General features: G+C 75.6%; 23 protein-coding genes. 15 read left to right on the forward strand and 8 right to left on the reverse strand.

Going from position 1 to position 26,611, the window contains the following annotated elements; translation table 11 throughout:
• Window positions 1–20 precede the first annotated feature (20 nt).
• On the forward strand, window positions 21–791 hold the full coding sequence (locus ACGFX4_RS02875) for a MerR family transcriptional regulator (RefSeq protein ID WP_393069677.1): 771 nt from the start codon (window positions 21–23) through the stop codon (window positions 789–791).
• Between the two features lie 342 nt (window positions 792–1,133).
• Window positions 1,134–2,366, forward strand: coding sequence for an MFS transporter (locus ACGFX4_RS02880; protein WP_393069678.1), 1,233 nt, complete (start codon window positions 1,134–1,136; stop codon window positions 2,364–2,366).
• 28 nt (window positions 2,367–2,394) lie between these two features.
• Here ACGFX4_RS02880 and ACGFX4_RS02885 read toward each other — a convergent pair whose 3' ends face one another.
• The gene (locus ACGFX4_RS02885) at window positions 2,395–3,453 is read right to left on the reverse strand and encodes a DUF1906 domain-containing protein (protein ID WP_393069680.1); all 1,059 of its coding nucleotides are present in this window, start codon (window positions 3,451–3,453) and stop codon (window positions 2,395–2,397) included.
• Between the two features lie 170 nt (window positions 3,454–3,623).
• Between ACGFX4_RS02885 and ACGFX4_RS02890 the strand changes: the two genes are divergently transcribed.
• Window positions 3,624–4,508 (forward strand): DMT family transporter, encoded by an 885-nt coding sequence (locus ACGFX4_RS02890; protein WP_393069682.1) that lies wholly within the window; start codon window positions 3,624–3,626, stop codon window positions 4,506–4,508.
• A gap of 4 nt (window positions 4,509–4,512) precedes the next feature.
• Here ACGFX4_RS02890 and ACGFX4_RS02895 read toward each other — a convergent pair whose 3' ends face one another.
• The gene (locus ACGFX4_RS02895; RefSeq protein ID WP_393069684.1) at window positions 4,513–5,244 is read right to left on the reverse strand and encodes a (2Fe-2S)-binding protein; all 732 of its coding nucleotides are present in this window, start codon (window positions 5,242–5,244) and stop codon (window positions 4,513–4,515) included.
• Window positions 5,245–5,404: 160 nt separating this feature from the next.
• Between ACGFX4_RS02895 and ACGFX4_RS02900 the strand changes: the two genes are divergently transcribed.
• The 10 genes from ACGFX4_RS02900 (at window position 5,405) to ACGFX4_RS02945 (ending at window position 17,312) form a co-directional block, all read left to right on the forward strand.
• Complete coding sequence (locus ACGFX4_RS02900) at window positions 5,405–6,376, forward strand: FecCD family ABC transporter permease (RefSeq protein ID WP_393069786.1); 972 nt, start codon at window positions 5,405–5,407, stop codon at window positions 6,374–6,376.
• On the forward strand, window positions 6,373–7,446 hold the full coding sequence (locus tag ACGFX4_RS02905) for a FecCD family ABC transporter permease (RefSeq protein ID WP_393069686.1): 1,074 nt from the start codon (window positions 6,373–6,375) through the stop codon (window positions 7,444–7,446). Before ACGFX4_RS02900 ends, ACGFX4_RS02905 begins: the two co-directional genes overlap by 4 nt.
• Entirely contained in the window at window positions 7,446–8,276 is an 831-nt protein-coding gene (locus tag ACGFX4_RS02910; protein WP_393069687.1) for an ABC transporter ATP-binding protein, read from the forward strand. The genes ACGFX4_RS02905 and ACGFX4_RS02910 overlap by 1 nt, the downstream gene beginning before the upstream one ends.
• An 83-nt stretch (window positions 8,277–8,359) precedes the next feature.
• Complete coding sequence (locus ACGFX4_RS02915) at window positions 8,360–9,355, forward strand: ABC transporter substrate-binding protein (RefSeq protein WP_393069689.1); 996 nt, start codon at window positions 8,360–8,362, stop codon at window positions 9,353–9,355.
• Between the two features lie 38 nt (window positions 9,356–9,393).
• The gene (locus ACGFX4_RS02920) at window positions 9,394–10,590 is read left to right on the forward strand and encodes an acetyl-CoA carboxylase biotin carboxylase subunit family protein (protein WP_393069690.1); all 1,197 of its coding nucleotides are present in this window, start codon (window positions 9,394–9,396) and stop codon (window positions 10,588–10,590) included.
• The gene (locus tag ACGFX4_RS02925; protein ID WP_393069691.1) at window positions 10,587–12,257 is read left to right on the forward strand and encodes an IucA/IucC family protein; all 1,671 of its coding nucleotides are present in this window, start codon (window positions 10,587–10,589) and stop codon (window positions 12,255–12,257) included. Before ACGFX4_RS02920 ends, ACGFX4_RS02925 begins: the two co-directional genes overlap by 4 nt.
• Window positions 12,254–13,447 (forward strand): MFS transporter, encoded by a 1,194-nt coding sequence (locus ACGFX4_RS02930; protein ID WP_393069693.1) that lies wholly within the window; start codon window positions 12,254–12,256, stop codon window positions 13,445–13,447. The genes ACGFX4_RS02925 and ACGFX4_RS02930 overlap by 4 nt, the downstream gene beginning before the upstream one ends.
• A complete protein-coding gene (locus ACGFX4_RS02935) occupies window positions 13,444–15,201 on the forward strand; it encodes an IucA/IucC family protein (protein WP_393069694.1) in 1,758 nt (585 codons plus the stop codon). The genes ACGFX4_RS02930 and ACGFX4_RS02935 overlap by 4 nt, the downstream gene beginning before the upstream one ends.
• Window positions 15,198–16,418 carry a type III PLP-dependent enzyme gene (locus tag ACGFX4_RS02940; protein WP_393069696.1) on the forward strand — a complete coding sequence of 407 codons (1,221 nt, stop codon included), beginning with the start codon at window positions 15,198–15,200 and terminating at the stop codon, window positions 16,416–16,418. Before ACGFX4_RS02935 ends, ACGFX4_RS02940 begins: the two co-directional genes overlap by 4 nt.
• An 84-nt stretch (window positions 16,419–16,502) precedes the next feature.
• Window positions 16,503–17,312, forward strand: coding sequence for an inositol monophosphatase family protein (locus ACGFX4_RS02945; protein WP_393069787.1), 810 nt, complete (start codon window positions 16,503–16,505; stop codon window positions 17,310–17,312).
• 15 nt (window positions 17,313–17,327) lie between these two features.
• Here the strand turns inward: ACGFX4_RS02945 and ACGFX4_RS02950 are convergent, their stop codons facing one another.
• From ACGFX4_RS02950 to ACGFX4_RS02965, 4 genes are all read right to left on the reverse strand, one after another.
• A complete protein-coding gene (locus tag ACGFX4_RS02950; RefSeq protein WP_393069698.1) occupies window positions 17,328–18,521 on the reverse strand; it encodes a cytochrome P450 in 1,194 nt (397 codons plus the stop codon).
• Between the two features lie 40 nt (window positions 18,522–18,561).
• Complete coding sequence (locus ACGFX4_RS02955) at window positions 18,562–19,284, reverse strand: tRNA-dependent cyclodipeptide synthase (RefSeq protein ID WP_393069700.1); 723 nt, start codon at window positions 19,282–19,284, stop codon at window positions 18,562–18,564.
• A 457-nt stretch (window positions 19,285–19,741) separates the two neighbouring features.
• Window positions 19,742–21,298: a pyridoxal phosphate-dependent decarboxylase family protein gene (locus ACGFX4_RS02960; RefSeq protein ID WP_393069702.1), complete on the reverse strand. Its 1,557-nt coding sequence runs from the start codon at window positions 21,296–21,298 to the stop codon at window positions 19,742–19,744.
• Window positions 21,295–22,647, reverse strand: a complete 1,353-nt coding sequence (locus ACGFX4_RS02965) for a diaminobutyrate--2-oxoglutarate transaminase family protein (protein WP_393069703.1) — start codon at window positions 22,645–22,647, stop codon at window positions 21,295–21,297. The genes ACGFX4_RS02960 and ACGFX4_RS02965 overlap by 4 nt, the downstream gene beginning before the upstream one ends.
• Window positions 22,648–22,843: 196 nt before the next feature.
• On the opposite strand from ACGFX4_RS02965, the gene ACGFX4_RS02970 reads away from it, so the two are divergent.
• The gene (locus ACGFX4_RS02970; protein WP_393069704.1) at window positions 22,844–23,476 is read left to right on the forward strand and encodes a dihydrofolate reductase family protein; all 633 of its coding nucleotides are present in this window, start codon (window positions 22,844–22,846) and stop codon (window positions 23,474–23,476) included.
• Between the two features lie 70 nt (window positions 23,477–23,546).
• Entirely contained in the window at window positions 23,547–24,143 is a 597-nt protein-coding gene (locus ACGFX4_RS02975) for a class I SAM-dependent methyltransferase (RefSeq protein ID WP_393069706.1), read from the forward strand.
• Here the strand turns inward: ACGFX4_RS02975 and ACGFX4_RS02980 are convergent, their stop codons facing one another.
• Both ACGFX4_RS02980 and ACGFX4_RS02985 read right to left on the reverse strand, forming a co-directional pair.
• Window positions 24,144–24,878 carry a response regulator gene (locus ACGFX4_RS02980; RefSeq protein WP_393069707.1) on the reverse strand — a complete coding sequence of 245 codons (735 nt, stop codon included), beginning with the start codon at window positions 24,876–24,878 and terminating at the stop codon, window positions 24,144–24,146.
• Window positions 24,875–26,512 (reverse strand): ATP-binding protein, encoded by a 1,638-nt coding sequence (locus ACGFX4_RS02985; RefSeq protein WP_393069709.1) that lies wholly within the window; start codon window positions 26,510–26,512, stop codon window positions 24,875–24,877. Before ACGFX4_RS02985 ends, ACGFX4_RS02980 begins: the two co-directional genes overlap by 4 nt.
• Window positions 26,513–26,611: the final 99 nt, after the last annotated feature.

The following is a 26,611-nucleotide window of genomic DNA, read 5'->3' on the forward strand; positions in this document are numbered from 1 at the left end:
CAGGATCCGGCCCTGGACCTATGCTGACCGGCGTGGCGGAGATCCAGAACGAGGCCGGACCGACCGGTCGGCCCCGCGAGTACCGTGTCGAGGAGCTGGCCGAGGCGGCCGGCGTCAGCGTGCGCACGGTGCGCTTCTACCGGGAGCGCAAGCTGCTCCAGCCGCCGCGCAAGGAGGGCCGGATCGCCTGGTACGGCGAGGAGCACCTCGGCCGGCTGCGGCTGATCGCCGAACTGCTGGAGCGCGGCCACGCGCTCGGCGGCATCGCCGAGCTGATCGGCGCCGGCGAGAGCGGCCGGGGCCTCGCGGAGCTGATCGGCCTCACCGACGCGCTGATCGCGCCCTGGTCCGACGAGACCCCCGTCCACCTGGACTGGGACCAGCTGCAGGCCGCGTTCGGCGACCAGCTGACCGATCAGAACACCGCCGAGTCCATCGCCCAGGGCTACATCACCGTCGAGGACGACGGCATCACCCACGTCAGCCGCCGGCTGATGGACGCCACCACCGCGCTGGTCGCCGAGGGCGTGCCGCTGGCCGCCGTCCTGGAGGTCAGCCGCCGGGCGCAGGAGTACGCGGACGCCACGGCCGGACTCTTCGTGGCGCTGATCCGCGAGCAGCTGCTCGGCGCGCTCGACCACGTGGACGAGCTGACGCCCGCGGAGGTCGCCCGCCTCACCGAGCAGGTCCGCCGGATCCGGCCGCTCGCCCGGGCCGTCAACGAGGCCCAGTTCGCGCTGGCGATGGACCGCCGGGTCCGCGACGAGGTCCGCCGCCTCCAGCAGCCCTGACGGAACCGGCCCGGCGCGCCTCCCGTCCCATCCCCGGCCGATCCGCCGCCCGGGAGGGGAACACCACCGTGAACCGACGTACCGTCACCGTCGTGTTGGCCGCGACGATCTGGCTCGCCGCCGCGGCGATCGGCCGAGCGGCGGTCGTACGGGCGGCGGTTGGACGGTCGTACGGGCGGCGGCAGGGCGGGGCGGCGGTGGCGCTGGGTGATCGCACCGTGACCCGGGCGGGGGAAGGTCGGTAGCGTCGGGGTACCACCCGCTCCTGCGCACGAGCTTCTACGGGGCCGGGAGCGGGGAGGCGGGCGCCCCGGACCGGCCCGCCCCGGGGGTGGGCGGCCGATGGCCGTGGTCACGACGTTCCGTACGGCGGTCGCGTTGAGCGGCGGGCCGGTCCTGGTGTGGTCGCTGCTCGGGCGGCTGCCCGCGGCGATGTGCCCGATCGGGTCGCTGCTGCTGGTCACCCACGACTCCGGCAGCGTCTGGAAGGGCTCCGCGGTCGCCGGTGTGCTCGCGGTCGGGCAGGGCGTCGGCGGACCGCTGGTCGGGCGGCTCGCCGACCGGCGCGGGCAGCGGACCGTCGGGCTGGTCGCGGCGGCCGTCAACGCGGTGGCGATCGTCGCGCTGGTGGCCGGCTCCCGGGGCCAACTCCCGCTGGCGGTGCAGCTGTTCACGGCTGCTCTGGTCGGCGTCTCGGTGCCGCTGGTCGGTCCGCTGGCGCGCAGCCGGTGGGTGCGGCTGGCGGCCGGCGACCGGGCGTCCACGGCCGCCGCGCTGTCGCTGGACGGCACGGTCGACGAGATCAGCTTCACCGCCGGCCCGGCGGTGATCGGTGTCCTCGCGGCGCTGGTCGACCCGGCGGCGGGCATGCTGCTGGCGGCGCTGCTGGTCGCCGTCTGCGGCACGCTCTTCGCGCTGCACCCGACCGCCTCGCCCGGTGTGCCGGCCGCGGCCGGCCGGACCGGCGGGCGGCTGGTGAACGGGCCGTTCGCCCTGCTGCTGGCCGGGATGGCGCTGCTGGGTGTGTGCTTCGGCTCGGTGCAGGTCGGCGTCACCGCGACGACGGGTCAGCTCGGGCACCCGGGCGCGGCCGGACTGCTCTACGGCCTGATCGGCGGCGTCTCCTCGGTGGCCGGGGTGCTCACCGCCGCCCTGCCGGCCCGGCTCGGCCTGCCGCTGCGACTGCGGGCCGGGACCGTGCTGCTGGTCGCCGCCGCCCTGCTGCTGCCCGCGGCCGGCACCATGACGGCCCTGACGGTGGGCGTCGGCTGCCTCGGCGCGGCCGTCGCGCCGCAGATGATCACGATGTTCGGGCTGGCCGAACGGACGGTTCCCGCCGTCCGGTTGGGCGAGGCGATGGCGGCGCTGGTCAGCAGCATCACGCTGGCCCAGTCGGCCGGAACGGTCGTCGCCGGCTGGGTGGCCGAGCGGTACGGGCCGGGCGCGGCGTTCGTGGTGACCTGCGCCGCGGCGGCCGCGGCGATGCTGCTGGCCCTCGGGACGGCGACCGAACGACGGTACCGGCGGCGGGAGTTCCCCGTCGCCGCCCCGGTCCCGGAGGCGGCCCTGCGCTGACGGCCCCGGCAGTGGTCCGGCGGCGCGGTCAGCCGACCACGGCGACCGGGCCGTCCCAGGCGTCGCGGTCCACGGTGAGCGCGGAACCCCCGTACGTCTCCTTCTGGTTGACCACGTACTGGTGGCCGCGCCGGTGGCCGCTCCACAGCCCGGCGCCGAACGGGAAGCTCGACGTGGTGTCCGCGACGCCGTCGTACTTGGCGTACCAGACGGCGTCCGGCAGGTCGGGGGTCCGCTGCTCGACGGCCTTGGCGATCCCGGCCGCGCTGGAGGAGGCGTACCCGTAGAACCCGGCGGTGTAGCCGGCCTGGCGCAGCGCCCGGGTGAAGCCCTGGACGTAGCCGACGACCGCCTGCCCGCAGGCGGCGTCGGAGGCGTTGTACGCCTCGACGTCCAGGTAGATCGCGCTGCCCGCCCGCATGCCGAGGGCGCCGGCCTTCGCCACGGCGTCCTGCCCGTCCGCGGTGCCCTGCGGGCCGGGGTTCGCGGCGTCGATCCGGTACGGGCTGGCGCCGCTCTGGCAGGGCGCCTGGGCGCCGACGTACAGCGGGATCAGCCGCCAGCCGCCGGCGGTGACGGCCTTCACCCAGCCCGCGGTCAGCTGCGGCTGGGCGCAACCCCGGTTCCGGCCGCCGATGTAGACCGCCGCGGCTCCGTACGGCGAGGTGCCGTGCCAGGCGGTCATCACGCTCAGCGCGGGTGCGGTGCAGGTGTCGAAGGCGAGGCCGGTGAAGACGGGGGACGTGTCGGTGCGGGCCGCCGGGGCGGACGGGGCCTGGGACGCGCCGGACGGCGCCGCGGACGAGGGACGCGCCCCGGTGGGGCTGCCCGACGGCGTGGCCGACGCGGACGCCGACGCCGAGGCGGACGCGCTCGCGCTGCCGGACGGCGAGGGAGCGGCTTCCCCGGTGGGGGCCGCGGCGACGGCGGTGCCGTCGGCGGCCGGGGCGGCGGCCTGCGCGGTCCCGGCGGCGGCGCCGTTGTCGCCCGACGACCCGGCGACGGCCACCGCGGCGCAGGTTCCGATCAGCAGGCCTGCGGCCGCGAGCATCGCGACGCGCCGCTTCGGCATCCGGGCTTTCGGCACGACAACCTCTTCGTTCAGGGCGCGGCGGGGTTCGGGGCGGCCGTGCGCGGTACGGGGAAATTCCTATCACCTGCCGGATCGGACCCGGCACCGGGGAGTCCCCGGCCGGCCGCCCCGGACCGGGGGGAAAAGCCGGTTGCGGTGCGGGGCGCGGCTCGTAGCCTGACGGGATGGATCTCTCATCTGCGGCCGCGACCCGTCCGGACGGGAAGGCGCTCGCGGCGACGGCCACCGCCGTGGTGCTGTGGGCGTCGGCGTTCGTCTCGATTCGCAGCGCGGCCGACCACTTCGGGCCCGGCGCCCTGTCGTTCGGGCGGTTGGCAACCGGCTCGGTGGTGCTGCTGGCGCTGCTGCTGTACCGGCGCGAGGGGCTGCCGCCGAAGGCGGCGTGGCCGGGGATCGTCGCCTCCGGGGTGCTGTGGTTCGGCCTGTACACGGTGGCGATCCACTGGGGCGAGCGGCTGGTCGACGCCGGGACGGCGGCGATGGTGGTGGCGCTCGGGCCGGTGCTGATCGCACTGCTGAGCAGCCGGCTGCTGCACGAGGGGCTGCCGCGCAGGCTGGTCGGCGGGCTCGCGGTGTCCTTCGCGGGCGCGCTGGTGGTCGGCGTGTCGATGTCCGGCGGCGGGGGCGGCTCGGTCGGCGGGATCCTGCTGTGCGTACTGGCCGCGGTGACGTACGCGGCGGGGGTGGTGCTGCAGAAGCCGGCGCTGCGGCACGCGAGTCCGCTGCAGGTCACGGCGCTCAGCTGCGCGACGGGCGCGGTGGTGTGCCTGCCGTTCGCGCCGCAGCTGGTGTCGCAGCTGGCGGCGGCTCCGGTGGACGCCGGGCTGAACGTGCTCTACCTGGGGCTGTTCCCGACGGCGCTCGCCTTCACGGCGTGGGCGTACGCGCTGGCGCGGACCACCGCGGCGAAGCTGGGGGCGACCACGTACGTGGTGCCGGCGCTGGTGGTGCTGATGTCCTGGGCGGTGCTGGGCGAGCTGCCGCGGCCGCTGGCCTTCGCGGGCGGGGCGCTGTGCCTGGCGGGCGTCGCCCTGTCGCGCCGCGGCTGAGCCGTCAGGCGGCCGTCCGCCGGGGGCAGGTGCCGCAGGGGTTGGCCGGGTCGACCGCGTAGTAGAGGCAGCAGCCCTGGCGGGTGCGGGTCCAGGCGCCGTTCTCGCGGCGGAAGCCCGCGGGGCCGGTCCAGGGCGGGGTGTCGGCGGGGACGAGGGCGCCGGCCACGGCGACGGCGCGGTCCTCCTGGTCGAGCATCCGGCCGAGGTACCAGATGCCGGAGACCAGGTCGTCGGTGGCCATGCCCCACAGGGCGCGCGGGCCGCGGCGGACGTACGGCTGGAAGGCGGCGAGGACGGGCCCGACGTGGGCGGCGACCGCGTCGCGGACGTCGGCCTCGTCGCCGAGCTCCCAGGCGCCGGGGCGCAGCGCGAAGTCGCCGCTCTCCGCGGCGATCCACAGGTCGCGGGCGGGCAGCACCGGAACCCGGCGCTCCAGGTACCAGACGCCGCTGATCAGCAGCGAGCTGGTCCACAGGTAGTGGTGGAGCAGCCGGGAGGCGGCGACGTGGGGTCGCGGCGCGGCGCCGTGGCGGGCCCGGATGCGGGCGCTCTCGCCGTCGACGAGGCGGTCGACGGCGGAGGCGAGCCGGTCGGCGGGGATCCAGTCCTGACCGTCCGCCGGCGCGCGGTCGACCTGGGAGACCGTCAGCGCCGGGCAGATCAGGCCAAGCTGACGGTACGTTTCGGCCAGTCTGTCGGCCGTCCGCGCATGCCTGGCGGGCAGGTGGAGCATGGTGACCCCCTGGGAAGGCTGAGGTGAGGCTCACCTTACACACAGCCACCCCGGGCTTGACTAATTAAGGCAAGCCTCACCAAACTTTGATCTCGTGCTCAGAACCGAACCACCGGCGCCCACGGCCCCGGCACCTCGGCTCCCGGCGACCCGGCGGCCCCTGCTGCTGCTGGTCGCCGGCGTCGGCGTGCTCGTGCTGTGCGCGGCGCTCAGCCTCGCCCTCGGATCGCGATCCATCCCGCTCTCCGCGGTGATTGACGCCCTGTCCGGTACGGCGCACGGCGGCGACGCCGACGTGGTGGTCGGACTGCGCGTGCCGCGGACCGTCATCGGGGTGACCGTCGGGGCCGCGCTCGGCGTGGCCGGGGCGGTCGCCCAGGGCGTGACCCGCAATCCGCTGGCCTCGCCGACCACGCTGGGGATCAACGCCGGGGCGAGCTTCGCGGTGGTCGCCGCGATCTTCGCGCTGGGCCTCACCCACCCGCTGGAGTTCGTCTGGTTCGCGGTCGCCGGTGCGGCCGGCGCCGCCCTGCTCGCGTACGGCATGGCCCGGCGCTCGGGCGACCTGGACCCGGTGCGCCTGGCGCTCGGCGGCACCGTGCTGTCCGCGGTGCTGGCGTCCTGGACGTCGGCGCTGATGCTGGCCAGCCGCCGCACCCTGGACGAGGCGCGGTTCTGGCTGGCCGGTTCGATCAGCGGGCGCAGCCTGGACGTGCTCTACCAGGTGCTGCCGCTGATCGCGGTCGGGATCGTGCTGGCCCTCCTGGTCTCCCCCGCGCTGAACGCGCTGGCGCTCGGCGACGAGACCGCGCAGGCGCTCGGCGTGCCGGTGGCCCGGATCCGGGTACTGGGCGGCCTGGCGGTGGTGCTGCTGGCGGCCGGCTCGGTCGCGGTGGCCGGTCCGGTGGCGTTCATCGGCCTGGCGGCGCCGCACCTGGTGCGTCCGCTGCTGGGCAACGACCACCGGGTGCTGGTGCCGGGCTGTCTGATCGCCGGTCCGGTGCTGCTGCTGACGGCCGACGTGCTGGGCCGGCTGGTGGTGCGCCCGTCCGAGATCGAGGTCGGGATCGTCACCGCGTTCCTCGGCGCCCCGCTGCTCGCGGTGCTGGCACGGAAGGTGGCGTCCCGGTGAGCCCGTCCACGCCGGTCGAGGAGCAGGTCGCGAAGCAGGTCGCGGCGCGGCCCGGCTCCGGTGCGCTCGCCCGTGCCCGCAGCCGCAGCCTGCTGCTGATCGCCGGTGCCGCCGTCCTGCTGGTGCTGACGACCGGCCTGGCGCTCTCCACCGGCCAGGTGCGGATCCCGCTGCCGGACGCGCTGCGCGCGCTGTTCGGGTTCGGCGCGGACGGCGACGTGCTGGTGGTGCGGGAGTTCCGCGCGCCGCGGGTGCTGTCGGCACTGATCGCGGGCGCCGGGCTGGCGGTGGCGGGTTCGCTGCTGCAGCGGCTGTTCCGCAACCCGCTGGCCTCGCCGGACGTCATCGGCGTCACCGGCGGCGCCTCGTTCGGCGCGGTGCTGCTGCTGGCCACCGGCGCCCCGCAGGCGCTCACCCCGCTGGCGGCGCTCGGCGGCGGGCTGCTCGCCGCGGCGCTGCTCGGCGCGTTCGCCTGGCGCTCGCGGATGGCGGTGACCCGGCTGGTGCTGGTGGGCCTGGCGGTGCAGGCGGGGCTGGCGGCGGCGGTCAACCTGATGATCGTCCGCTTCCCGGCGGAGCTGGCCGGCCAGGCGCTGCAGTGGACCACCGGCTCGCTGTACGGCCGGACCTGGCCCGAGGTGTGGGCGGCGGGCGGCGCGATCGCGGTCGCGGTGGCCGCGGTGTTCCTGCTGAACCGCCGGGTCGCGGTGCTGGACCTGGGCGACGACTCGGCCGGCGGCCTGGGCCTGGACCCGCACCGCAACCGCCTCGGCCTGCTGCTGCTCGCCGTGGTGCTGGCCTCGCTGGCCGCCGCGCTGACCGGGCCGGTCGCGTTCGTGGCGCTGGCGGTGCCGCACCTGACGCGACTGCTGGCGGGCCCGCCGACCCCGGCGACGCTGGCGCTCACCGCGCTGACCGGCTCGCTGCTGCTGCTGGCCGCCGACCACCTCGTCCTGCACGTGCTGCCGGTGCACGGCCTGCCGGTCGGCGCCGTCACCGCGACGCTCGGTGCCCCCTGGCTGCTGGTGCTGATGATCCGCCAGGGCCGACTGCCGCAGAGGAGTTCCTGATGACCACCGCCAGCACCGCCGCCACCGCCGCCGGCCCCTCGGCCGGCACCGGACGGCTGGCCGCGCACGGCCTGCACCTGCGGTACGGCGACCGCCCGGTCGTCCGCGGCCTGGACCTGGAGCTGCCGGGCGGCGCGGTCACCGCGATCGTCGGCCCCAACGCGTGCGGCAAGTCGACCCTGCTGCGCGGTCTGGTCCGGCTGCTGGACCCGGCGGCCGGCACGGTCACCCTGGACGGCGCCGACATCCACCGGATGCCCGCCCGGGCACTGGCCCGCCGGATGGGCCTGCTGCCGCAGCAGCCGGTCACCCCGGAGGCGGTCACCGTGGAGGCGCTGGTCCGGCTCGGCCGCTACCCGCACCAGCGGATGCTCACCCCCTGGTCGGCCACCGACCAGGCGGCCGTGGAGGAGGCGCTGCGCCGGACCGGCACCGACGCGCTGCGCGACCGCCCGGTGGACCAGCTCTCCGGCGGCCAGCGCCAGCGCGCCTGGATCGCCCTGGCCCTGGCCCAGGACACCGACCTGCTGCTGCTCGACGAGCCGACCACCTTCCTGGACCTGCGGCACCAGCTGGACGTCCTCGACCTGGTCACCGACCTGCACCGGGACGCCGGGCGGACGGTGGTCATGGTGCTGCACGACCTCGGCCAGGCCGCCCGCTACGCCGACCACCTGGTGGTGCTCCACGACGGCGAGCCGGCCGCGGCCGGCCCGCCCGGCGAGGTGCTCACCGCCGAGCTGGTCGAGCAGGTCTTCCAGGTCCCCTGCCGCGTGATCCCCGACCCCGAGACCGGCACCCCGCTGGTCGTGCCGCTGGCCCGCCGCTGACCCCGCACCCCGAGCTTCCGGCGGCGCCCCTGCGCGCCGCCGGCCCCGACCCTGCCCGAAAACACTCCCGCAAGGACAGAACCATGATCAACCGCAGACTCCCCGCCGCCGTGCTCGCCGCCCTGCTCTCCACCACCCTGCTGGCCGCCTGCGGCAGCGAGGGCACCACCGACGCCAAGCCGGCCGCGAGCCAGGCCGCGGGCGACTCCGCCGCGGTCTTCCCGCGCAGCGTCAAGCACGCGATGGGCACCGCCGAGATCAAGGCGCAGCCGAAGAAGGTCGTGGTGCTGGACTCCGGCGAGCTGGACGACGTCACCCTGCTCGGCATCACCCCGGTCGGCGCGGTCGCCCCGCACCTGAAGACCGAGGGCGGCTTCCCGGCGTACCTCAAGGGCAAGATCGACGGCACCAAGGACGTCGGCCCGATGGCCGAGCCGAACCTGGAGCTGATCGCCTCCCTCAAGCCGGACCTGATCCTGACCTCCAAGGTCCGCCACCAGAAGGTGTACGACAAGCTCAACGCCATCGCCCCGACCGTGATGGCCGAGACCACCGGCCAGCCGTGGAAGGAGAACCTGGCGCTGTACGCGCAGGCGCTGGGCAAGGACGCCGAGGCGAAGAAGGCGCTGGCCGACTACGAGGCCCGGGCCGCCAAGCTCGGCGAGGCGGTCAAGGCCAAGTACGCCGGCAAGGCGCCGACCGTCTCCGTGGTCCGCTTCGTGGCCGGCCCGACCCGGCTGTACCAGAACGCCTCGTTCAGCGGCGTGGTGCTGAAGGACGTCGGCATGGGCCGCGCCGTCCAGGCCCCGGACGTCGACAAGGCGATGCTGGAGGTCAGCCCGGAGCAGATCAACCAGGCCGACGCCGACCTGGTGTTCGTCACCAGCTCCGACGACCCGTCCAAGACCAAGCAGGGCGAGGTCCAGCAGACCGCCGTCTGGCAGGGCCTGAACGCGGTGAAGAACAGCAAGGTCTTCACCGTGCCGGACGAGATCTGGATGTCCGGCATCGGGGTGCAGGCCGCCGACGAGATGCTCAAGGACATCGCCAAGGCCGCCGGCGTCGACGCGCCCAAGTAACCCTCCCACCACACCACTTCCATCGGGGACTGATCACCATGCGGCTCTACCTGCTCGCCCTGAACCCGACCGACTCGGTCACCGACGGCTTCCTGCCGGCGGCGGCGAAGCTCGGTCTCGACGTCACGGTGCTGACCGACAGCGTCGAGGACCACCGCCGGGCCTACGCCGGCCGGGAGTTCAGACCGGAGCTGGTCGAGTGCGAGGTCCGCGACTTCCGTGCGGTGATCAGTACTGTCTCGCAACTGGCGGCCCCCGACGCGGTGTTCAGCAACAGCGACCACCTGCAGACGCAGACCGCGCTGGCCGCCGAGTACTTCGGGCTGCCCGCCAAGGGCTGGAAGGCCGCGCTGCGCGCCAAGGACAAGGGCCTGCTGCGCCGCCACCTGGCGCTGACCGGCCTGGACGAGGTCCGCTCCGCCGAGCTGGCGCCCGGCGCGGACCCGGCCGGGCTGGACCTGGTCTTCCCGTGCGTGGTCAAGCCGCGCGAGGGGGTGGCCAGCGAGGACGTCTCGCTGGTCGCCGACGCCGCCGAACTCGCCCGCCGGTGCGCGGAGATCCGCGCCCGGCGGGCCGGGGCCACGCTGGTGGTGGAGGAGTTCCTGGCGGGCGAGCTGCACACCCTGGAGACCCTCGGCGACGGGCACACCCGGCACGTCCTCGGCGGCTTCCGGACCCGGCTCTCCCCGCCGCCGGACTTCATCGAGGAGGTCCTCACCTACGTCCCGGCCCACCCGCAGGACGTCACCGCGCAGGTGCTCGCCCAGCTCGACGCGCTCGGCGTCGGACTCGGCGCCTGCCACACCGAGTTCGTCGTCCAGCCGGACGGCCGGGCCCGGCTCATCGAGGTCAACTACCGGGCCATCGGCGACCAGTGCGACCTGATGCTGGCGAAGATCCTCGACATCCCGCTCTTCGAGCTGGTGCTGCGCGCCCACCTCGGCGAGCGGCTGCCCGCCGACCTCGGCCTGCGCACCGACCGCCGGGCCCGCAACCAGGCGGTCCTCGCCGACCGGGCCGGCACCCTCACCGCCGCCCCCGGCCCGTACGACAGCGAGGCCGACGGCATCACCCTCTCCTACCGGCCCGCCCGCGCGGTCGGCGAGACCCACGAGCACTACCGGACCAACCGCGACTACCTGGGCGTGGTCTGGGCGATCGGCCCGAGCCAGCAGGAGGCGGACGAGGCCGTCGCCGGGTTCGTCGCCGCCAACCGCTGGGAGATCACCCCGTGACCCCGGCCGAGCTGCTGACCCTGCGGGTGCTCTCCGCGCTGCTGCGCGAGGACGTGCTGGGCCTGCGCACCGGCGCCGTCGAGGAGCCGCGGGCCGACGGGCGGTGGCTGCGCAGCGGCCGGTTCGCCCTGCCGGTGGCCGCCGAGGGCTTCCAGTGCGAGGACGCCGTCCGGCTGCCACTGCTGGAGGCCGACGGCGAGGAGCTGACCGAGCTCCCGGAGATCCTGATGCGGCTGGCCGCGGACGCCGACCCGCTGGACCGCGCCGGCCACCTGGCCTTCGCCGAGGAGTGCCGGCAGACCCTGGCCACCATGGAGCTGCACGAGGACGTCCGGGACGGTGTGCACGACCGGCTCGCCGAGGCGTACGGCAAGGACCCGGCCCAGTGGACCGGCCTCGGCTCCTCGCTCGCCTTCGACACCCTGGCCGCCTACCTCGACCACCCGGTGTACCCCACCGCGCGCGGCCGATCCGGCCTCACCGACGGGCAACTGCGCGCGTACGCGCCGGAGTTCCACCCGTCCTTCGAGCTGCGCTGGCTGGCCGTGCCGGTCGGCGAGCTGGACGTGCACGGCGTGGCACCGCTCCCCGGCTGGTGGCCCAGCGCCCGGCAGCTCGGCGTGGACGGGCCGTTCCTGACCATCCCGGTGCACCCGCTGACCGTCGACCACCTGCCGGACCTGCCCGGCGCGATCCTGATCGACGAGCCGTACCTGGAGGTGCTGCCGACCCTGTCGATGCGCACCGTCGCGGTCGCCCACGAGCCCTCGGTCCACCTCAAGCTGCCGCTGGCCACCGCCACCCTGGGGATGCGCAACCGGCGCACCATCAAGCCCGGCACGCTCGCCGACGGCGCCGCCGGCCAACTGCTGCTGCAGGCCGTGCTGGAGCGCGAACCCCGCCTCGCCGGGCGCGTCCTGCACGCCGACGAGCAGTGCCACGCGCAGGCCGCCGGCGACGAGCTGCTGGCCGTCCTGCTCCGCCGCTACCCGGCCGGCCTGGGCGACGCGGTCACCGTCCCGCTCGCCGCGCTGCTCGCCCCGGCACCCGGCGGCCGGCTGGTCGTCGACCACCTCGCCGACCGCTTCTTCGCCGGCTCCGTCCGCGAGCTGTACCGCGAGCTGCTGGAGCTGCTGCTGGACTGGCAGACCACGCTGTTCGGGTACGGCATCGCACTGGAGTCGCACCAGCAGAACACCTCGCTGGTGCTCGACACCCACCGCGGCCGGACCCGGCTGCGCCTGCTCTACAAGGACAACGACGGCCCCCGGATCAACCTGACCCGGCTCGGCGGCCTCGCCCCCTACCGCGACCTGTTCGACGACGAGCGGATCTTCGGCGACGGGGACCGGGCACTCACCGACCTGTTCACCACCATCACCGGCCACCTGTGCACCGCCGCCCTCGCCTTCGGCCTCGCCGAGCACGGCCGCCTCCCGCTGGAGGAAGGCCTCGGCCTGCTGCACGACACCCTCACCGCGGCCGTCGACCGGCTCGGCGAGGACGGCGCCGCGCTCCGCCGCGACCTGCTGGAGGCCGAACGGCTGCCGGTCAAGGCGATGGTGACCGCCGGCACCCTGCTGGCCAAGGACCGCTCCGGCGCCGCCGACATCAACAAGCACTACACCAGCGGGCCCAACTACCTGCTCCGCGCGGGGCGGTCGTGAGCACCGGGGCGCTGGAACGCGGCGCCCTCGCCGCGGGCCGGCCCACCGGGCTGGACCGCCGCCAGGTGCACGCGGTGGCCGCCTGCTACTTCGTCGCCTCGTTCGCCGCACTCGGCCTGCCGCCGTACCTCACCGAGATCCTGCCCACCCTGGGCGACCGCGAGGGGCACTGGGCCGGGCTGCTGTACATCGTGCCGACCGTGTTCAGCGCGCTCGGCGCCCCGTTCTGGGGGCGGCTGGCCGACCGCTTCGGCCGCAAGCGACTGCTGCTGCGCGCCCAACTCGGGCTCACCGTCTCCTTCCTGCTGGCGGGCGCGGCCGACTCGCTGGCCGGCTTCACCGTCGCCCTGGTCCTCCAGGGCTTCCTCGGCGGCACCTTCGCCGCCACCAACGGCTACCTCGGCGCCGCGCTGCGCGGCTCCGACCTCTCCCGCGCGCTCACCCTGATGCAGGGCAGCGCCCGCGCCTCGCTGGTCGCCGCGCCGATCCTGGTCGGCGCGCTCTCCCCGTGGATACCGCCGCACCGGCAGTACCTGCTGATGGCCGTGCTGCCGCTGGCCGCCGCCGCCCTGCTCGCCTTCCTCCCGGAGCCCGAGCAGCCGCCCGGCCAGGCCGCGGCCACCGGCCCGACGGCCGCCCCGGCGAAGCAGCTGCGCCTGCTCTACCTCTTCGAGTTCGCCTTCGTCTTCGCCACCATCGTCTCCTTCCCGTACCTGATCGCCCTGGTCGAGCAGCAGTTGCCCGGAGTCTCCGGCACGGTCTCCGGCGTGCTGTTCGCCCTGCCGCACCTGGTGTACCTGCTCACCGCCGGCCGCATCCACCACCTGTTCCACCACCGGCCGCGCACCGGCCTGTTCGCCGCCTTCGCGCTGGTCGGCCTCGGCCTCGCCGGGCACGGCGCCGCCCACTCGCTGCCCGCCTTCGTCCTCGCCCGCACGGTCCTCGGCGCCGGCCTCACCCTCGGCCTGGTCTGCCTGTCGGTCCTCGCCGCGGCCGCCGCCGAAGGCCGCGCCCCGGGGCGGATGTTCGGCACCCTGGAGCTGGTCTCCAAGGGCGGCGCGGTCGCCGCCGGTACCGCCGCCGCCCTGGTCAACGGCGCCTTCGGCCCGACCGCCCCCGTGCTCGCCGGCACCGCCGCGGCCGCGCTCGCCGCCACACTCGTCCTCCTGACCCGCTGGAGCCCCCGATGACAACCACGCAGACCGACCGCCATCCCACGGCGGCGGGCCCGGACGCCCTGCCCACCGCCGACCACGCCGTCGCCCACACCCTGCTGAACTGCCTGCTCCGCGAGGTCTCCGCACCCGAACACCAGACCGCCGTCGCCGACGGCACCCTGTTGATCCGCCTCCCCCGCCGCGGCGCCCTGCTGCGGGTCGCGCTGCGCCGCACCTCGCTGCTCGGCGCGCACCGCTTCACCGGCCCGGTCACCGAGCGGACCCCGGACGGCTGGCGGGAGCTGGCCTGGCGCGAGCTCGCCGAGCACGTCCGCGCGGAACTCACCCTGCGCACCGGCGTGGCCAACGAGGAGTTCCTCGACCAGGTCGCCTCCAGCCACCACGGCGTCGACGCCGCGCTGGCCGCCCGCCCGGCCGCCGGCGGCGACCCGTACCTGGAGTCCGAGCAGGCCCTGCTCTTCGGCCACCGCTTCCACCCGGCGCCCAAGTCCCGCTCCGCCGCCCGCGGTTCCTGGTCCGACTACGCCCCCGAGGCGCGCGCCGCGTTCCGGCTTCGCCACCTCGCCGTCCGCACCGAGTACATCGCCCAGGACACCGCCGACCCGGCCGCGCTCGCCCACCTGGACGGGCTGCGCGCCGTCCCCGAGGGCTACACCCTGCTGCCCGCCCACCCCTGGCAGTACCAACTGCTCGCCGACCACCCGCTGCTGCGCGCCGCCCTGGACCGCGGCGACGTCCTCGACCTCGGCGAGGGCGGCACCCCGTACGCGGCCACCGCCTCGGTGCGCACCCTCTACGGCGAGGGCGCGTTCCTCAAGTTCAGCCTCAACGTGCGGATCACCAACTGCCTGCGGAAGAACTCCGCCTACGAGCTCACCGGCGCCGTCACCCTGACCCGGCTGCTCGCCGAACCGCTCGCCGACCTGGCCGGGCGCTTCCCCGACGCGGCGATGCTGCGCGAGCCCGCCTTCCGCACCCTCGCCCTGCCCGGCACCGACGGCACGCCCGACACCGCGCTGTTCGAGGGCTTCGGGCTGATCGTCCGGGAGGGCCTGGACGAGGTCGTCCGGCCCGGCCTCACCCCGCTGCTCGCCGCCGCCGTCGCCGACGAGTACCCGACCAGCCCCGCCCAGGTCTCCGCGCTGCTCGCCGGCGGCGACGCCGCGGCCGCCCGCGCCTGGTGGGCCGCCTACCTGAGGCTGGTCGTCCCGCCCGTGCTCGCCGCCTACTTCGACCACGGCATCGTGCTGGAACCGCACCTGCAGAACGTCCTGGTCTGCGTCGACGCCGACGGCCGCCCCGCCCAGGTGCTCTTCCGCGACCTGGAGGGCACCAAGCTGCTCCCCGAGCACAACGCCGCCCTGCTCGCCGCCCTCCCCGCCGACGTCGCCGCGCCGATGACCTACGACGCGCAGCGCGGCTGGGACCGCGTGGTCTACTGCCTGCTCGTCAACCACCTCGCCGAGCTGCTCGCCGCCCTCGCCGACCGGCACCCCGAGCTGGAGGCCGGGCTCTGGGAGGAGGTCGGCGCGGCGCTCGGCGCGTACGCCGACGCCCACGGCTGCCCGCCCCGGCTGGCCGCCCTGCTGGCCGGCGTCCCGCTCCCCGCCAAGGCCAACCTGCTCACCCGGTGGACCCGCCGCCCCGACCGGGAGGCGGGCTACGTCCCGCTGGCCTCCCCGCTGTCCCTGCCCGCCGGGGCCTGCGCCCCGCTGCCCGCGACCGCAGCCGTCCCCGCCGCCGCACCCGCCAAGGAGTACGTGTGACCGCCGCGACCGTCCCGACCGCCGCGGCCGAGCTGGCCGAGCTGGCCGAGCTGGCCGAGCTGCCGGCGTACCTGTACGACCTCGCGGCGCTGCGCTCCCACGCCGCCGCGGTCCGCGCCGCCCTGCCCGAGCGGGTCGAGCTGTACTACGCCGCCAAGGCCAACCCGGAGGCGCCGGTGCTGGCCGCGCTCAGCGGCCTGGTGGACGGCTACGAGGTGTCCTCCGGCGGCGAGTTGGCGCACGTCCACGCCACCGTCCCGGACGCGCCGCTGGCCTTCGGCGGCCCCGGCAAGACGCCCGAGGAGATCGCCGCCGCGCTGCGGCTGCCCGCCGTCCGGCGCTGGCACGTGGAGAGCGAGCGCGAGCTGCACGCGCTCGCCGCGGCGGCCTCGGCCGCCGACCGTCCGGTGGACGTCCTGCTCCGCGCCAACCTCCCGGTCGGCGACGGCGCGCTCGCCGGCGTCGCGCTGGCCATGGGCGGCCGCCCGACCCCGTTCGGCATGGACCCCGACCGGATCGAGGCCTGCCTCGCCCTGCTGGCCTCCCCCGGCTTCGAGCACCTGCGGCTGCGCGGCATCCACGCCCACCTGGCCAGCGGCCTGCCCGCCGAGGAGCAGCTGCGCCTCGCCGAGCGGATCGTCACCTGGTCGACCGAGCTGGCCGCCCGCCACCGCCTCCCGCTGCACGAGGTCAACGTCGGCGGCGGGATGGCCGTCGACTACGACGACCCGGACGCCCGCTTCGACTGGGCCCGGTTCGGCGAGGGCCTCGGCAAGCTGCTGGCCCCGCACCCCGACCTGACCCTGCGGATCGAACCCGGCCGCGCCCTCACCGCGTACTGCGGCTGGTACGCCACCGAGGTGCTCGACGTGAAGCACAGCCACGGCGAGGACTTCGCGGTGGTCCGCGGCGGCACCCACCACCTGCGCACCCCGGCCACCCGCGGTCACTCCCAGCCCTTCACCGTGCTGCCCGTCGACCACTGGCCGCACCCCTGGCCCCGCCCCGGCGTCACCGGCACCCCGGTCACCGTCTCCGGCCAGCTGTGCACCCCCAAGGACGTGCTCGCCGCCCGCACCCCGGTCGCCGCGCTGCGGGCCGGCGACCGGCTGCTCTTCGCGATGGCCGGCGCGTATGCCTGGAACATCTCGCACCACGAGTTCCTGATGCACCCGCGCCCGGCGTTCCACTACCTGGACCCCGCCGACCCGCGGTAACCGCTGGTCGGCGCGCCGTCCACTGCGCGACCGCCCGCACGGACGTGCGAGAGTGGTAGCAGCGAAGGGAGCGCGCGCGTGCTGATGGAGAAGGTGGCGGAGATCCTCGCCGAGGCGTCGGCGGAGGCGGTGGAACCCCGGTTCCGGGCGCTGGCCGCCGGCGAGGTGATGGAGAAGGCGCCCGGCGAGGTGGTCACGGTCGCCGACCGTGAGGCCGAGCAGATCATCTCCCGTCGGCTGCGCGAACTGCTGCCGGTGCCGGTGGTCGGCGAGGAGGCGGTCTCCGCCGACCCCGAGCTGGCCCGCTCCCTGCACACCGAGCCCGCCGTCTGGCTGGTCGACCCGGTGGACGGCACCTCGAACTTCGTGGCCGGCCGCCCGGACTTCGCGGTGATGGCCGCGCTGGTCCGCGCCGGGCAGACCGTGGCGTCCTGGATCTGGCAGCCGGTCACCGGGACGGCGTACAGCGCCGAGCTCGGCGCCGGCGCCTGGCGCGACGGCCACCGGCTGACCTGCCCGCCGCCCGCCGCGGAGCCGGAGAAGTGGCGCGGCGTCCTGAAGACCCGCTTCCTCGACCCGGCGACCCACCACCGGCTGCGGGCCAACGCCCGGGCCTTCGGCCACCTCGATCCCGGCCGCAGCTCGGCCGGGATCGAGTACCCGCTGATCACCGCCGGCGAGCAGGACTTCATCCTGTACTGGCGCACCCTGCCGTGGGACCACGCGCCCGGCTCGCTGCTGGTCAGCGAGGCCGGCGGCCGCTCCGCCCGGCTGGACGGCCTCCCCTACCGGCCCGAGGCCCCCGGCTGCCAGGAGGGCCTGCTGGTCGCCGCCGACCCGGAGCAGTGGGAGCGGATCCACCGCATCCTGCTGGACGGCGGCTCCCCCGAATAGCCGCCGTCCCGCCCGTCACCAGACCACCGGCAGGCGCTCCGGCAGGCGCTTGATGAAGCCCGGGCGCCAGGCCAGCTGCTCCACCGGGAGGGCGAGCCGCAGCTCGGGCAGCCGCTCGACCAGCGCGGTGATCGCGATCTCCGCGTGGGTGCGGCCCAGCGCCGAGGCCGGGCAGAAGTGCCGGCCGCCGCCGAACGCCAGGTGCGGGTTGGACTCCCGGTCGAAGTCGATCCGCTCCGGGTGCGGGAAGACCTCCGGGTCGTTGTTGGCACCCTCGATCAGCACCAGCACCAGCTCGCCCCGCTTCACCTCCACCTCGCCCAGCCGCACGTCGGCGAGCGCGATCCGGGGCAGCGCGTCGCCGATCGACAGGTTGTAGCGCAGCAGCTCGTCCACCGCCCGGCCGATCACCTGCGGCTCGCGGCGGATCCGCTCGGCGAGCTCGGGCCGCTCCACCAGGTAGATGATCGCGTGCAGCAGGAACGAGGAGGTGGAGACCGCGCCCGCGCCGAACAGCGAGAGGGCGACGGTGGCGAGCAGCTCGTCGCTCACCCGGTCCGCGGCGTCCGGCGAGCGGCGCAGCTCGGCGAACCGGCCGAGCAGGCCCTCGGTGGGCTCCGCGTTCAGCTGCTCGACCATGTAGCCGAGGTCCTTGTACCAGTTCGGGGTCGAGCCCTCGAAGGGCTTCGGGCTGGTGATGAACGCGACGTCGATGCCGGCCATCAGCCGGCGCCAGTCGTCGGTGGGGATGCCGAGCAGCCGGCAGTGCAGCGCGGCCGAGTACGGCTCGGTGAAGCCGTCGCGCAGCTCGCCGGGGGCGCCCTGGGCGACCAGGTCGTCGATCAGCCGGTGCGCCTGCGCCTCCAGCCAGCCCGCCAACTCGCGGTCGGCGCGCGGCGAGAGGGTCTTCATCACGGCGTTGCGCAGGCCGGCGCTGTTGATGTTGCCCATGTTGTTGACCACCTCCGGCGGGATGGTCAGCGCGTACTGGCGCGGCACCCCCGGGTTGGCGGTGTCCTTGAGGCTGAACCGCTCGTCCTCCAGCACCTGCTTGGCCAGCGCGTAGCTGCTCACCAGCCACGCCTCGTCGCCGGTCATGGTGCGGACCCTGGCCACCGGGTGCTTCTCCCGCAGCAGGTCCACCTCCTCCGGGAGCACGTCGCCGCGCCGGTCGAGCGGGAACGTGAACTCGGGCTGTACCGCGGTCATTCGGGGTCTCTCCTTGGTTCGGAACGCTGGGGCGGGTCGGTCAGGCAGCGGCGGCGGTCTGCGGGACGGCGGCCGGACGGACCACCGCGTACCCCTGGGCGGGCACCGCGCGCAGGCCCTCGGAACGGCCGAACAGCACCGGGGTGAGCGGCAGTTCGACGTGGTAGCAGGACACCGACGAGGCCACGCCGAGCAGCGCCGGGGTGTCCAGGAAGAACGGCAGTTCGGCGGCGATGTACTCGACCCCGGCGGCCAGCTGCCCGGCGTCGGGGCCGCCGCCGTCGGCCAGCCGGGAGCGCAGGAAGGCTCCGGCCATGCCCTCGGTCGCCGCCCGCAGCACCGGGTCGACGGCCAGCGCGTGCAGCACCTCGCGGTGCAACTCCCGGTAGGCGGGCCGGTCCTGGAACTCGGAGAGCCCGTGCACCCCGACCCGGCTGCGGTCCGCTTCGGCCACTGCGGCGCGGATCCGTCTGCGGGTGGCCTTCACCTCCTTGGCGGCCCGCCGCTCGGCCTGTTCGGGCGGGTAGCCGGACGCCGCGTACTGGGCGTCCACGTGCAGATCGGCGTAGACGATGTCGACGGCGTCGAAGAACTCGCGTCCCCAGACGACGAGTTCGGCGAGCCGCCGAGAAGTGAAATAGCTGTTTCCCGGGCTCACGCCGATCAACAGGTGGTCCGCCCGGTCGAACACCGCCCGGCAGCGCTCGGAGAACGGTTCCGCCTCGAACATGCTGAATGTGGTGCTCAGGAGCGTTTCGCTCATGCCGCGGCCTCCGCGTAGCAGAACTGAGTACAGAAGAAAGGGGAATTCACCGCAGCCGTCGCGCAGCGCCGGGCCATCGGGATGGGACGGGCCGGGGGCAGACGGCGGGAACCGCCCGGGGTGCGGGCGGGGGAAGAAGGACGAGGTCCTGGGGGGTGCTAGGGCTGCCCAGCAGTCATGCGATCACGCATGGATGGAGCTCCCTCGCGCCGCTAGTCCCTGGGAGCCGAGTGCTCCCGGTGTGGCGGCGACTACGAGAAGTTACCGCCGAACGCAGCTGAATCCGCAAGTCCGGAAGAGGAGATGGCGGAATTCCGCCCGCACACGGCCGAAAACACGTGGACAGGCGGCGGAATGTATGTTCACGGACCCTGGCCGGAGCATTCCGGTGAATGGTCGTCAGCATTCCCGGCCAGTGTACATTCCTCCGATTCTCTTGCCCAGAAGGGCGATTCGGCTAGGACGATCCCGCCACCCGGCGGCCCGTCTCCACGACCGCGGCCAGCACGGCGGCCAGGTCGGCGGGCGTGGTGTGCGGGTTGAGCAGGGTCAGCTTCAGCCGCACCCGGCCGGGCCCCTCGCCCGGGAGCTCGGTACGGCCCACCACCGCCCGGCCGGAGCGCAGCAGTTCACGGCGGAGCTCGGCGTTGACCCGGTCGGCGTCCGCGCGCCGCTCCGGCAGGAAGCGGAAGACCACGGTGGTCAGCACCGGGTCGCAGTGCAGCTCCAGCGACGGCTCGGCGGCCACCAGCGCCGCGGCGGCGTGCGCCAGGTCGTGGCAGCGGTCGACCAGCCCGCCGAGCCCGGCGCGGCCGAGCGTGCGCAGGGTGACCGCCAGCTTGAACGCGTCCGGCCGGCGGGTGGTGCGCAGCGACAGGCCCAGCAGGCTCGGGTAGCCGGCCTCCTCGTCGTCGGCCGGGTTCAGGTACACGGCGCGGCGGGCCAGCGAGGCGTAGCCGGCCCGGTCGCGGACCAGGAACACCCCGGCGGCGGCGGGCTGCCAGCCCAGCTTGTGCCAGTCGAGCGAGACCGAGTCCGCGGCGGCGACGCCGTCGAGCAGCGGCGCCAGCCGGTCGGAGAGCAGCGCGCCGCCGCCGTACGCGGCGTCCACGTGCAGCCAGGCGCCGTACCGGGCCGCCAGCTCGGCCGCCTCCGGCAGCGGGTCGATCGCCCCGGTGTCGGTGGTGCCGGCGGTCGCCACCACCGCGACCGGCGTCTCGCCGCGCCGCCGGACCCCGGCCAGCGCCTCGGCGAGCGCCGCCGGGTCCATCCGCAGTGTCCGGTCGACGGCGACCGGGAGCACGGCGCGTTCGCCGAGGCCGAGCAGGGCGGCCGCGCGCTGCACGGAGAAGTGCGCCGCCGCGGAGGCGAGGATCCGCGGCCGGGCGGCGGCCGGGACGCCGTCGAACTCCACGTCCGGGCCGAGCCGCTGGTCCCGCGCCAGCATCAGGCCCATCAGGTTGGACTCCGTGCCGCCCGAGGTCAGCACCCCCGCCGAGCGGGCCGGGTCGAAGCCGACCAGCGCCGCCAACTCGGCCAGCAGCCCGGTCTCCAGCGCCGTCGCGGCGGGCGCCTGGTCCCAGGAGTCCTGCGACGGGTTGAGCGCGCTGACCGCCAGGTCCGCGGCGGCGGCGACGGCCAGCGGCGGGCAGTGCAGGTGCGCGGCACACGCCGGGTCGGCGGGGTCGGCGCCGCCGTACGCGAGCAGCTCGGTGAACCGCGCCAGCGCGTCGGGGCCCGGGGCGGCCGCCATCGCCTCCCGGACCAGCGCGGTGACCGCGGCGGGCTCGCCCGCGACGATCGGGCCGCCGCGCCGCGCCGCGCCGTCGGCGAGCGCCGCCAGCACGGTGTCGAGCAGCGGGCCCAGCGCCGCGGCCGTCGCGAGTGCCGGGTGCGGCGGGCCCGCGGGCCCGCCGGGCGCGACCGGCCCCGGAGCGCGGCGGACGTGCCCCGCGGGCCGCTCGTCCGGTCGCCCGCGCGGCCCCTCGGGCCCGTGCGCGCCGTCGTCGCTCATGCCGCGGCGATCGCGTCGCAGAGGCGGTCCAGCACGGCCTCCGTCTGCTCGTCGGTGATGGTGAGCGGCGGGAGCAGGCGCAGCACCGCGTCGTGGCGCCCGCCGAGCTCGACGATCAGGCCGCGGGCGAGGCAGGCCTCCCGCACCCGGACGGCGAGCCGCGGGTCCGGCGGCAGGGCGCCGCAGCTGTCGGGCTCGGCGGCGGGGTCGACCAGCTCGATGCCGAGCATCAGGCCGCGGCCGCGGACGTCGCCGATCACCGGCAGCCGGCCGCGCGCGCCGTCCAGGCGGGCGGCCATCCGGGCGCCGACCGTCTCCGCGCGCGCCACCAGCCCGTTGGCGGCGACGAAGCGCAGCGTCGCCGCGCCGGCCGCCATGGCGAGGGTGTTGCCGCGGAAGGTGCCGGTGTGCGCGCCGGGCCGCCAGCCGTCGTACTCCTCGCGGTAGACCACCACGGCCAGCGGCAGGCTGCCGCCGATCGCCTTGGACAGGACCATCGCGTCGGGCACCACACCACTGTGCTCGACGGCCCACATCGCGCCCGTCCGGCCGACGCCGGTCTGCACCTCGTCGAGGATCAGCGGGATGCCGCGCTCGGTGGTGATCCGCCGCATCTCGCGCAGCCAGCCGTCGGGCGCGGGGACGACGCCGCCCTCTCCCTGCACCGCCTCGACGATCATCGCGGCGGGCGGCAGCACCCCGCCGGAGGGGTCGTCCAGCAGCCGCTCGGTGTACGCGACGGACAGCTCGGCGCCGCGCTCGCCGCCGACCCCGAACGGGCAGCGGTAGGAGTACGGGAACGGCAGCCGGGTGACCTCGCCGCCGCTGGGCAGCGGCTCCTTGACCGCGACGCTGCCGGTGACGGCGAGGGCGCCGGCGGTCATGCCGTGGTACGCGCCGGTGAAGGCGAGCGCGCCGCGCCGGCCGGTGGCGGTCTGCATCAGCTTGAGCGCGGCCTCCACCGCGTCGGTGCCGGCGGGGCCGCAGAAGTGGATCCGGGCCCGCTCGGCGAAGCCGGCGGGGAGGCTCTCCAGCAGGGCGGTGGTGAAGTCGTCCTTCTCGGCGGTCGCCAGGTCGAGCAGGTGGAGGGGTGCGCCGCTGTCCAGGGTGCGGCGGATCGCCTCCAGCACCACCGGGTGGTTGTGACCGAGGGCGAGGGTGCCCGCGCCGGAGAGGCAGTCCAGGTAGCGGCGGCCGTCGGCGCCCTCCACCGTCATGCCGTTGGCCCGGACCGGCACGATCGGGAACGACCGGGCGTAGGTGCGGGCGGCCGACTCGCGGATGCGCTGGCGGCGCAGGATCGCGTCGCCGGCGGGGGCCGGCGTGGCGGTGCCGACGGTGAGGGTCACAGCAGGGCTCTCCCTTGACTTAGGTAAGCCTAACTTTACCGCTCATGATCGGCCCGCCCGGCTCCACCGCCGAAGACCACTCGTACGAGTGACAACCCGCCCACCGGGACAAACGAGCCACCGCCCCGGGGGTCACGGCCCCCTATCGTGAGAACGGACTGCCGGACCGGGACGACCCACCCAGCGGGAGCACAGCATGGGCCTCATCCACATCGAGATGTTCGCGACCCTCGACCTCGTCGGGCAGGCACCCGGCGGCCCCGACGAGGACCCGGAGGGGTTCCCGTTCGGCGGCTGGCAGGCACCCCTGCTGGACGAGGTCACCGGCGCACAGATCGGCGCCGCGTACGAGGGCACCGACGCCCTGCTGCTCGGCCGGCGGACGTACGACATCTTCGCCTCCTACTGGCCGCACCAGAAGGGCGGCGAGGACGGCGACATCGCCACCCTCTTCAACAGCATCCCGAAGTACGTCGCCTCCCGCGGCACGCCCGACCTGCCGTGGGCGGGCTCCACCCAGCTCGGGCCCGACCTCGCCGCCGCGGTGCGGGAGATCCGCGACCGGCACCGGAACATCAAGGTGGTCGGCAGCCTCGACCTGGTGCAGACCCTGCTGCGCGAGAAGCTCTTCGACCGCCTCGACCTCTGGATCCACCCGATCGTCCTCGGCGTCGGCAAGAAACTCTTCGACGGCGGCACCGTCCCCACCAACGTCACCCTCCTCGAACCGCCGGTCGCCGCCCCCAACGGCACCGTCTTCCTCCGCTACGGCCTCGCCGACGGCATCCCCGCCACCGGCGACATGAGCGCCCCCGACCGCGGCCTCTGACGCCAGGACCAGGCCTCGGCCGGCGCGGCCGCCCGGCACGACCGGGCGGCGAGGGCCTAGGCTGGCGATCATGTCGTACGAAGCCGAACTGGCCACCACTCGCGCCTTCTTCGCGGCCCGGGCCGCCGGCTGGGACGCCAAGTTCCCGGACGACGGGCCGCGGTACGCCGCCGCGATCGGCGAACTCGGGCCGCTGGACGGCGCGGTGGTGCTGGACGCCGGCTGCGGCACCGGCCGGGCGCTGCCGCTGCTGCGGGCCGCCGTCGGCGGGGCCGGCACCGTGCTCGGGCTCGACCTCACGCCCGAGATGCTCGCCGAGGCCGCCCGGCACGCCGGTGACGCGGCACTGGTCGCGGGCGACTGCGGGCGGCTGCCGCTGCGCGACGGCGCACTGGACCTGGTGTTCGGCGCCGGGCTGATCTCCCACCTGCCGGGCCCCGCCCGGGGGTTGCGCGAGCTGGCCCGGGCCACCCGGGCCAGCGGCCGGCTCGCGCTCTACCACCCGGTCGGCCGCGCGGCCCTCGCCGCCCGGCACGGTCGGCAGCTCACCCCGGACGACCTGCGGGCGGAGCCCAACCTCCGTCCGCTGCTGGCCTCCGCCGGCTGGCGCCTGGACTCCTACACGGACGAGGACACCCGTTTCCTGGCCGTCGCCACCCGTGTCTGATCAGGACCGCCGCTCGCGCCAGCGGTAGGAGAGTTCGGGCCGGCCGACCTGGCCGTACTGCGGTTCGCGGGCGGCGAGGCCGCTGTCCACCAGGTGCTCCAGGTAGCGGCGGGCGGTGATCCGGGAGACGCCCGCCGCCGCGCCGACCGCCGCGGCGGACAGGCCGGACCCGGCGGCCCGGAGCACCCCCGCGACGGTGTCCAGGGTCGGCGCGGACAGGCCCTTGGGGAGGGCGCTGCGCTCGGGGGTGCGGAGCAGCGCCAGGGCCTGGTCGACCTCGTCCTGACCGGTGGCGTCGCCGGTGCGGGCGAGTTGGGCGCGGTACTGGGCGTAGCGCTCCAGGCGGTCGCCGAGCGCGGCGCCGCTGAACGGCTTGAGCAGGTACTGCACCACCCCGGCGGAGACGGCCTGCCGGACCATCGCCAGGTCGCGGGCGGAGGTGACGGCGATGATGTCGGCGCCGTGGCCGGCGGCGCGCAGGGTGCGGCAGAGCTGGAGGCCGTGGCCGTCCGGGAGGTACAGGTCGAGCAGGATCAGGTCGACGGGGGTGCCGGCGGCGCGGGCGCGTTCCAGGGTGCGCAGGGCCTCGCCGCAGCTGTGCACGGTCGCGAAGGCGTGGAAGCCGGGGGCGCGCTGCACGTAGAGCGCGTGCGCGGCCGCCGCGACCGGGTCGTCCTCGACCACCAGCACGGAGATGGCGCCCTCCCCCGCGGCGCCGCGCTGCCCGGGGATCATCGGGGGACCTCCGCGGTGTGCGCCGCGCGCCGCAGCGGCAGGTGGACGGTGAGGACCGCGCCGCGGTCGCGGGCGACGTCGATCCGGCCGCCGTTGCGGCGGGCGGTCTGGGCGACCAGGGCGAGACCGAGGCCGCGGCCGTGCTGCTTGGTGGTCCAGCCGCGGCGGAAGACCTCGCCGACCGCGCCGGGGTCGATGCCGGCGCCGGTGTCGGCGACCCGGAGCAGCAGGTCGCCGTCGTCGACGCGGGCGGTGACGGTGACCTCGGGGGTGCCGGGGTGCCGGGCGGCGTTCTCGATGGCGGCGTCGACGGCGTTGTCGATCAGGTTGCCGAGCAGGGTGACCAGGTCGCGGGCGGCGAGGTGGTCGGGGAGGACGCCGTCGTCGATCCGGCTGTCCTCGGTGAGGACGAGGTCGACGCCGCGTTCGGCGGCCTGGGCGGCCTTGCCGAGCAGCAGGGCGGCGAGGACGGGTTCGCCGACGGCGGCGACCACCTTGTCGGTGAGCCGCTGGGCGAGGGCGAGTTCGGCGGTGGCGAACTCCACCGCGTCCTGGTGGCGGCCGAGTTCGATCAGGGAGACGACGGCGTGCAGCCGGTTGGCGGCCTCGTGGGCCTGGGCGGCGAGGGCGTCGGCGAAGCCGCGGACGGTGTCCAGTTCGCCGGTGAGGCCCTGGAGTTCGGTGTGGTCGCGGAGGGTGACCACGGTGCCGAGGCCGGGTTCGACGGCGGAGGTGTTGAGCAGGACGACGCGTTCGGCGGTCAGGTGGACCTCGTCGCGGACCGGCGCCGGTGCGGTGAGCGCCCGGGTGAGCGAGCCGGGCAGGCCGAGCGCGTCGACCGGCACGCCGGTCAGGTCGCCGTCCAGGCCGAGCAGTTCGCGGGCGGCGTCGTTGCACAGCACGATCCGGCGGGCGCCGTCCAGCAGGACCAGGCCCTCGCGGACGGAGTGCAGGGTGGCCTGGTGGTACTCGTACAGGTGACTGAGCTCGTCGGCGCCCATGCCGTGGGTGTGCCGCCGCAGACGGGAGTTGGCGAGGTAGGTGCCGGCGCCGCCGAGCAGCAGGGCGGCCGCGGCGACGCCGGTGAGGGCGAGCAGCGGGGTGCGCAGCTGGTCGCTGATGGCGTGCAGGGTGATGCCGGCGCTGACCAGGCCGACCACCCGGCGGTCGCCGTCGAGGACCGGGGCGATCACCCGGACCGAGGGGCCGAGGGTGCCGGTGGCGGTCTCGGCGTAGACCTGCCCGTCGAGTGCCTGCTGGATGTGGCCGACGTAGGGCCGGCCGATCTGGGCGGGGTCGCGGTGGGTCCAGCGGATGCCGTGCGGGTCCATCACGGTGATGAAGTCGACGCCGGTGTCGATCCGGACCTGCTCGGCGTACGGCTGGAGGACGGCGCTGGGGTCGGGGCCGACGGCGGCGGTGCGGACCGTCGGGGAGTCGGCGAGGGCGACGGCGACGGCGGTGGCCTGGCGGCGGACCGACTCCTCGTAGCGGTGCGCGGTGAACAGGTACGCGAGGACCGCGCCGCCGGCGACCACGGCGGCGACGATGACCACCTGCACCGCGAACAGCTGCCCGGCGAGGCTGCGCAGCACGCGGCGGCGGCGCCGGGGAGGGTTCGGGCGGAGGGGCATACCGGACAGTGTGCCTGGCCCGGGCGCCGGCGGGACGGCCCGGGCGGCGTGAACTCTATGAACGCAAACGTGACCCGCGTCACGGTCGGCCCGGATAGT

The sequence above is a fragment of the Kitasatospora sp. NPDC048365 genome (assembly GCF_043200835.1).
GTDB classification, from domain to species: Bacteria; Actinomycetota; Actinomycetes; order Streptomycetales; family Streptomycetaceae; genus Kitasatospora; species Kitasatospora terrestris.

Coding starts and splice junctions, on each gene's coding strand:
- ACGFX4_RS02890 (WP_393069682.1), top strand. CDS start 3,624: ATGGATCTCTCATCTGCGGCCGCGACCCGTCCGGACGGGAAGGCGCTC.
- ACGFX4_RS02875 (WP_393069677.1), top strand. CDS start 21: ATGCTGACCGGCGTGGCGGAGATCCAGAACGAGGCCGGACCGACCGGT.
- ACGFX4_RS02895 (WP_393069684.1), bottom strand. CDS start 5,244: ATGCTCCACCTGCCCGCCAGGCATGCGCGGACGGCCGACAGACTGGCC.
- ACGFX4_RS02975 (WP_393069706.1), top strand. CDS start 23,547: ATGTCGTACGAAGCCGAACTGGCCACCACTCGCGCCTTCTTCGCGGCC.
- ACGFX4_RS02950 (WP_393069698.1), bottom strand. CDS start 18,521: ATGACCGCGGTACAGCCCGAGTTCACGTTCCCGCTCGACCGGCGCGGC.
- ACGFX4_RS02985 (WP_393069709.1), bottom strand. CDS start 26,512: ATGCCCCTCCGCCCGAACCCTCCCCGGCGCCGCCGCCGCGTGCTGCGC.
- ACGFX4_RS02920 (WP_393069690.1), top strand. CDS start 9,394: ATGCGGCTCTACCTGCTCGCCCTGAACCCGACCGACTCGGTCACCGAC.
- ACGFX4_RS02935 (WP_393069694.1), top strand. CDS start 13,444: ATGACAACCACGCAGACCGACCGCCATCCCACGGCGGCGGGCCCGGAC.
- ACGFX4_RS02960 (WP_393069702.1), bottom strand. CDS start 21,298: ATGAGCGACGACGGCGCGCACGGGCCCGAGGGGCCGCGCGGGCGACCG.
- ACGFX4_RS02915 (WP_393069689.1), top strand. CDS start 8,360: ATGATCAACCGCAGACTCCCCGCCGCCGTGCTCGCCGCCCTGCTCTCC.
- ACGFX4_RS02955 (WP_393069700.1), bottom strand. CDS start 19,284: ATGAGCGAAACGCTCCTGAGCACCACATTCAGCATGTTCGAGGCGGAA.
- ACGFX4_RS02970 (WP_393069704.1), top strand. CDS start 22,844: ATGGGCCTCATCCACATCGAGATGTTCGCGACCCTCGACCTCGTCGGG.
- ACGFX4_RS02945 (WP_393069787.1), top strand. CDS start 16,503: ATGGAGAAGGTGGCGGAGATCCTCGCCGAGGCGTCGGCGGAGGCGGTG.
- ACGFX4_RS02910 (WP_393069687.1), top strand. CDS start 7,446: ATGACCACCGCCAGCACCGCCGCCACCGCCGCCGGCCCCTCGGCCGGC.
- ACGFX4_RS02980 (WP_393069707.1), bottom strand. CDS start 24,878: ATGATCCCCGGGCAGCGCGGCGCCGCGGGGGAGGGCGCCATCTCCGTG.
- ACGFX4_RS02880 (WP_393069678.1), top strand. CDS start 1,134: ATGGCCGTGGTCACGACGTTCCGTACGGCGGTCGCGTTGAGCGGCGGG.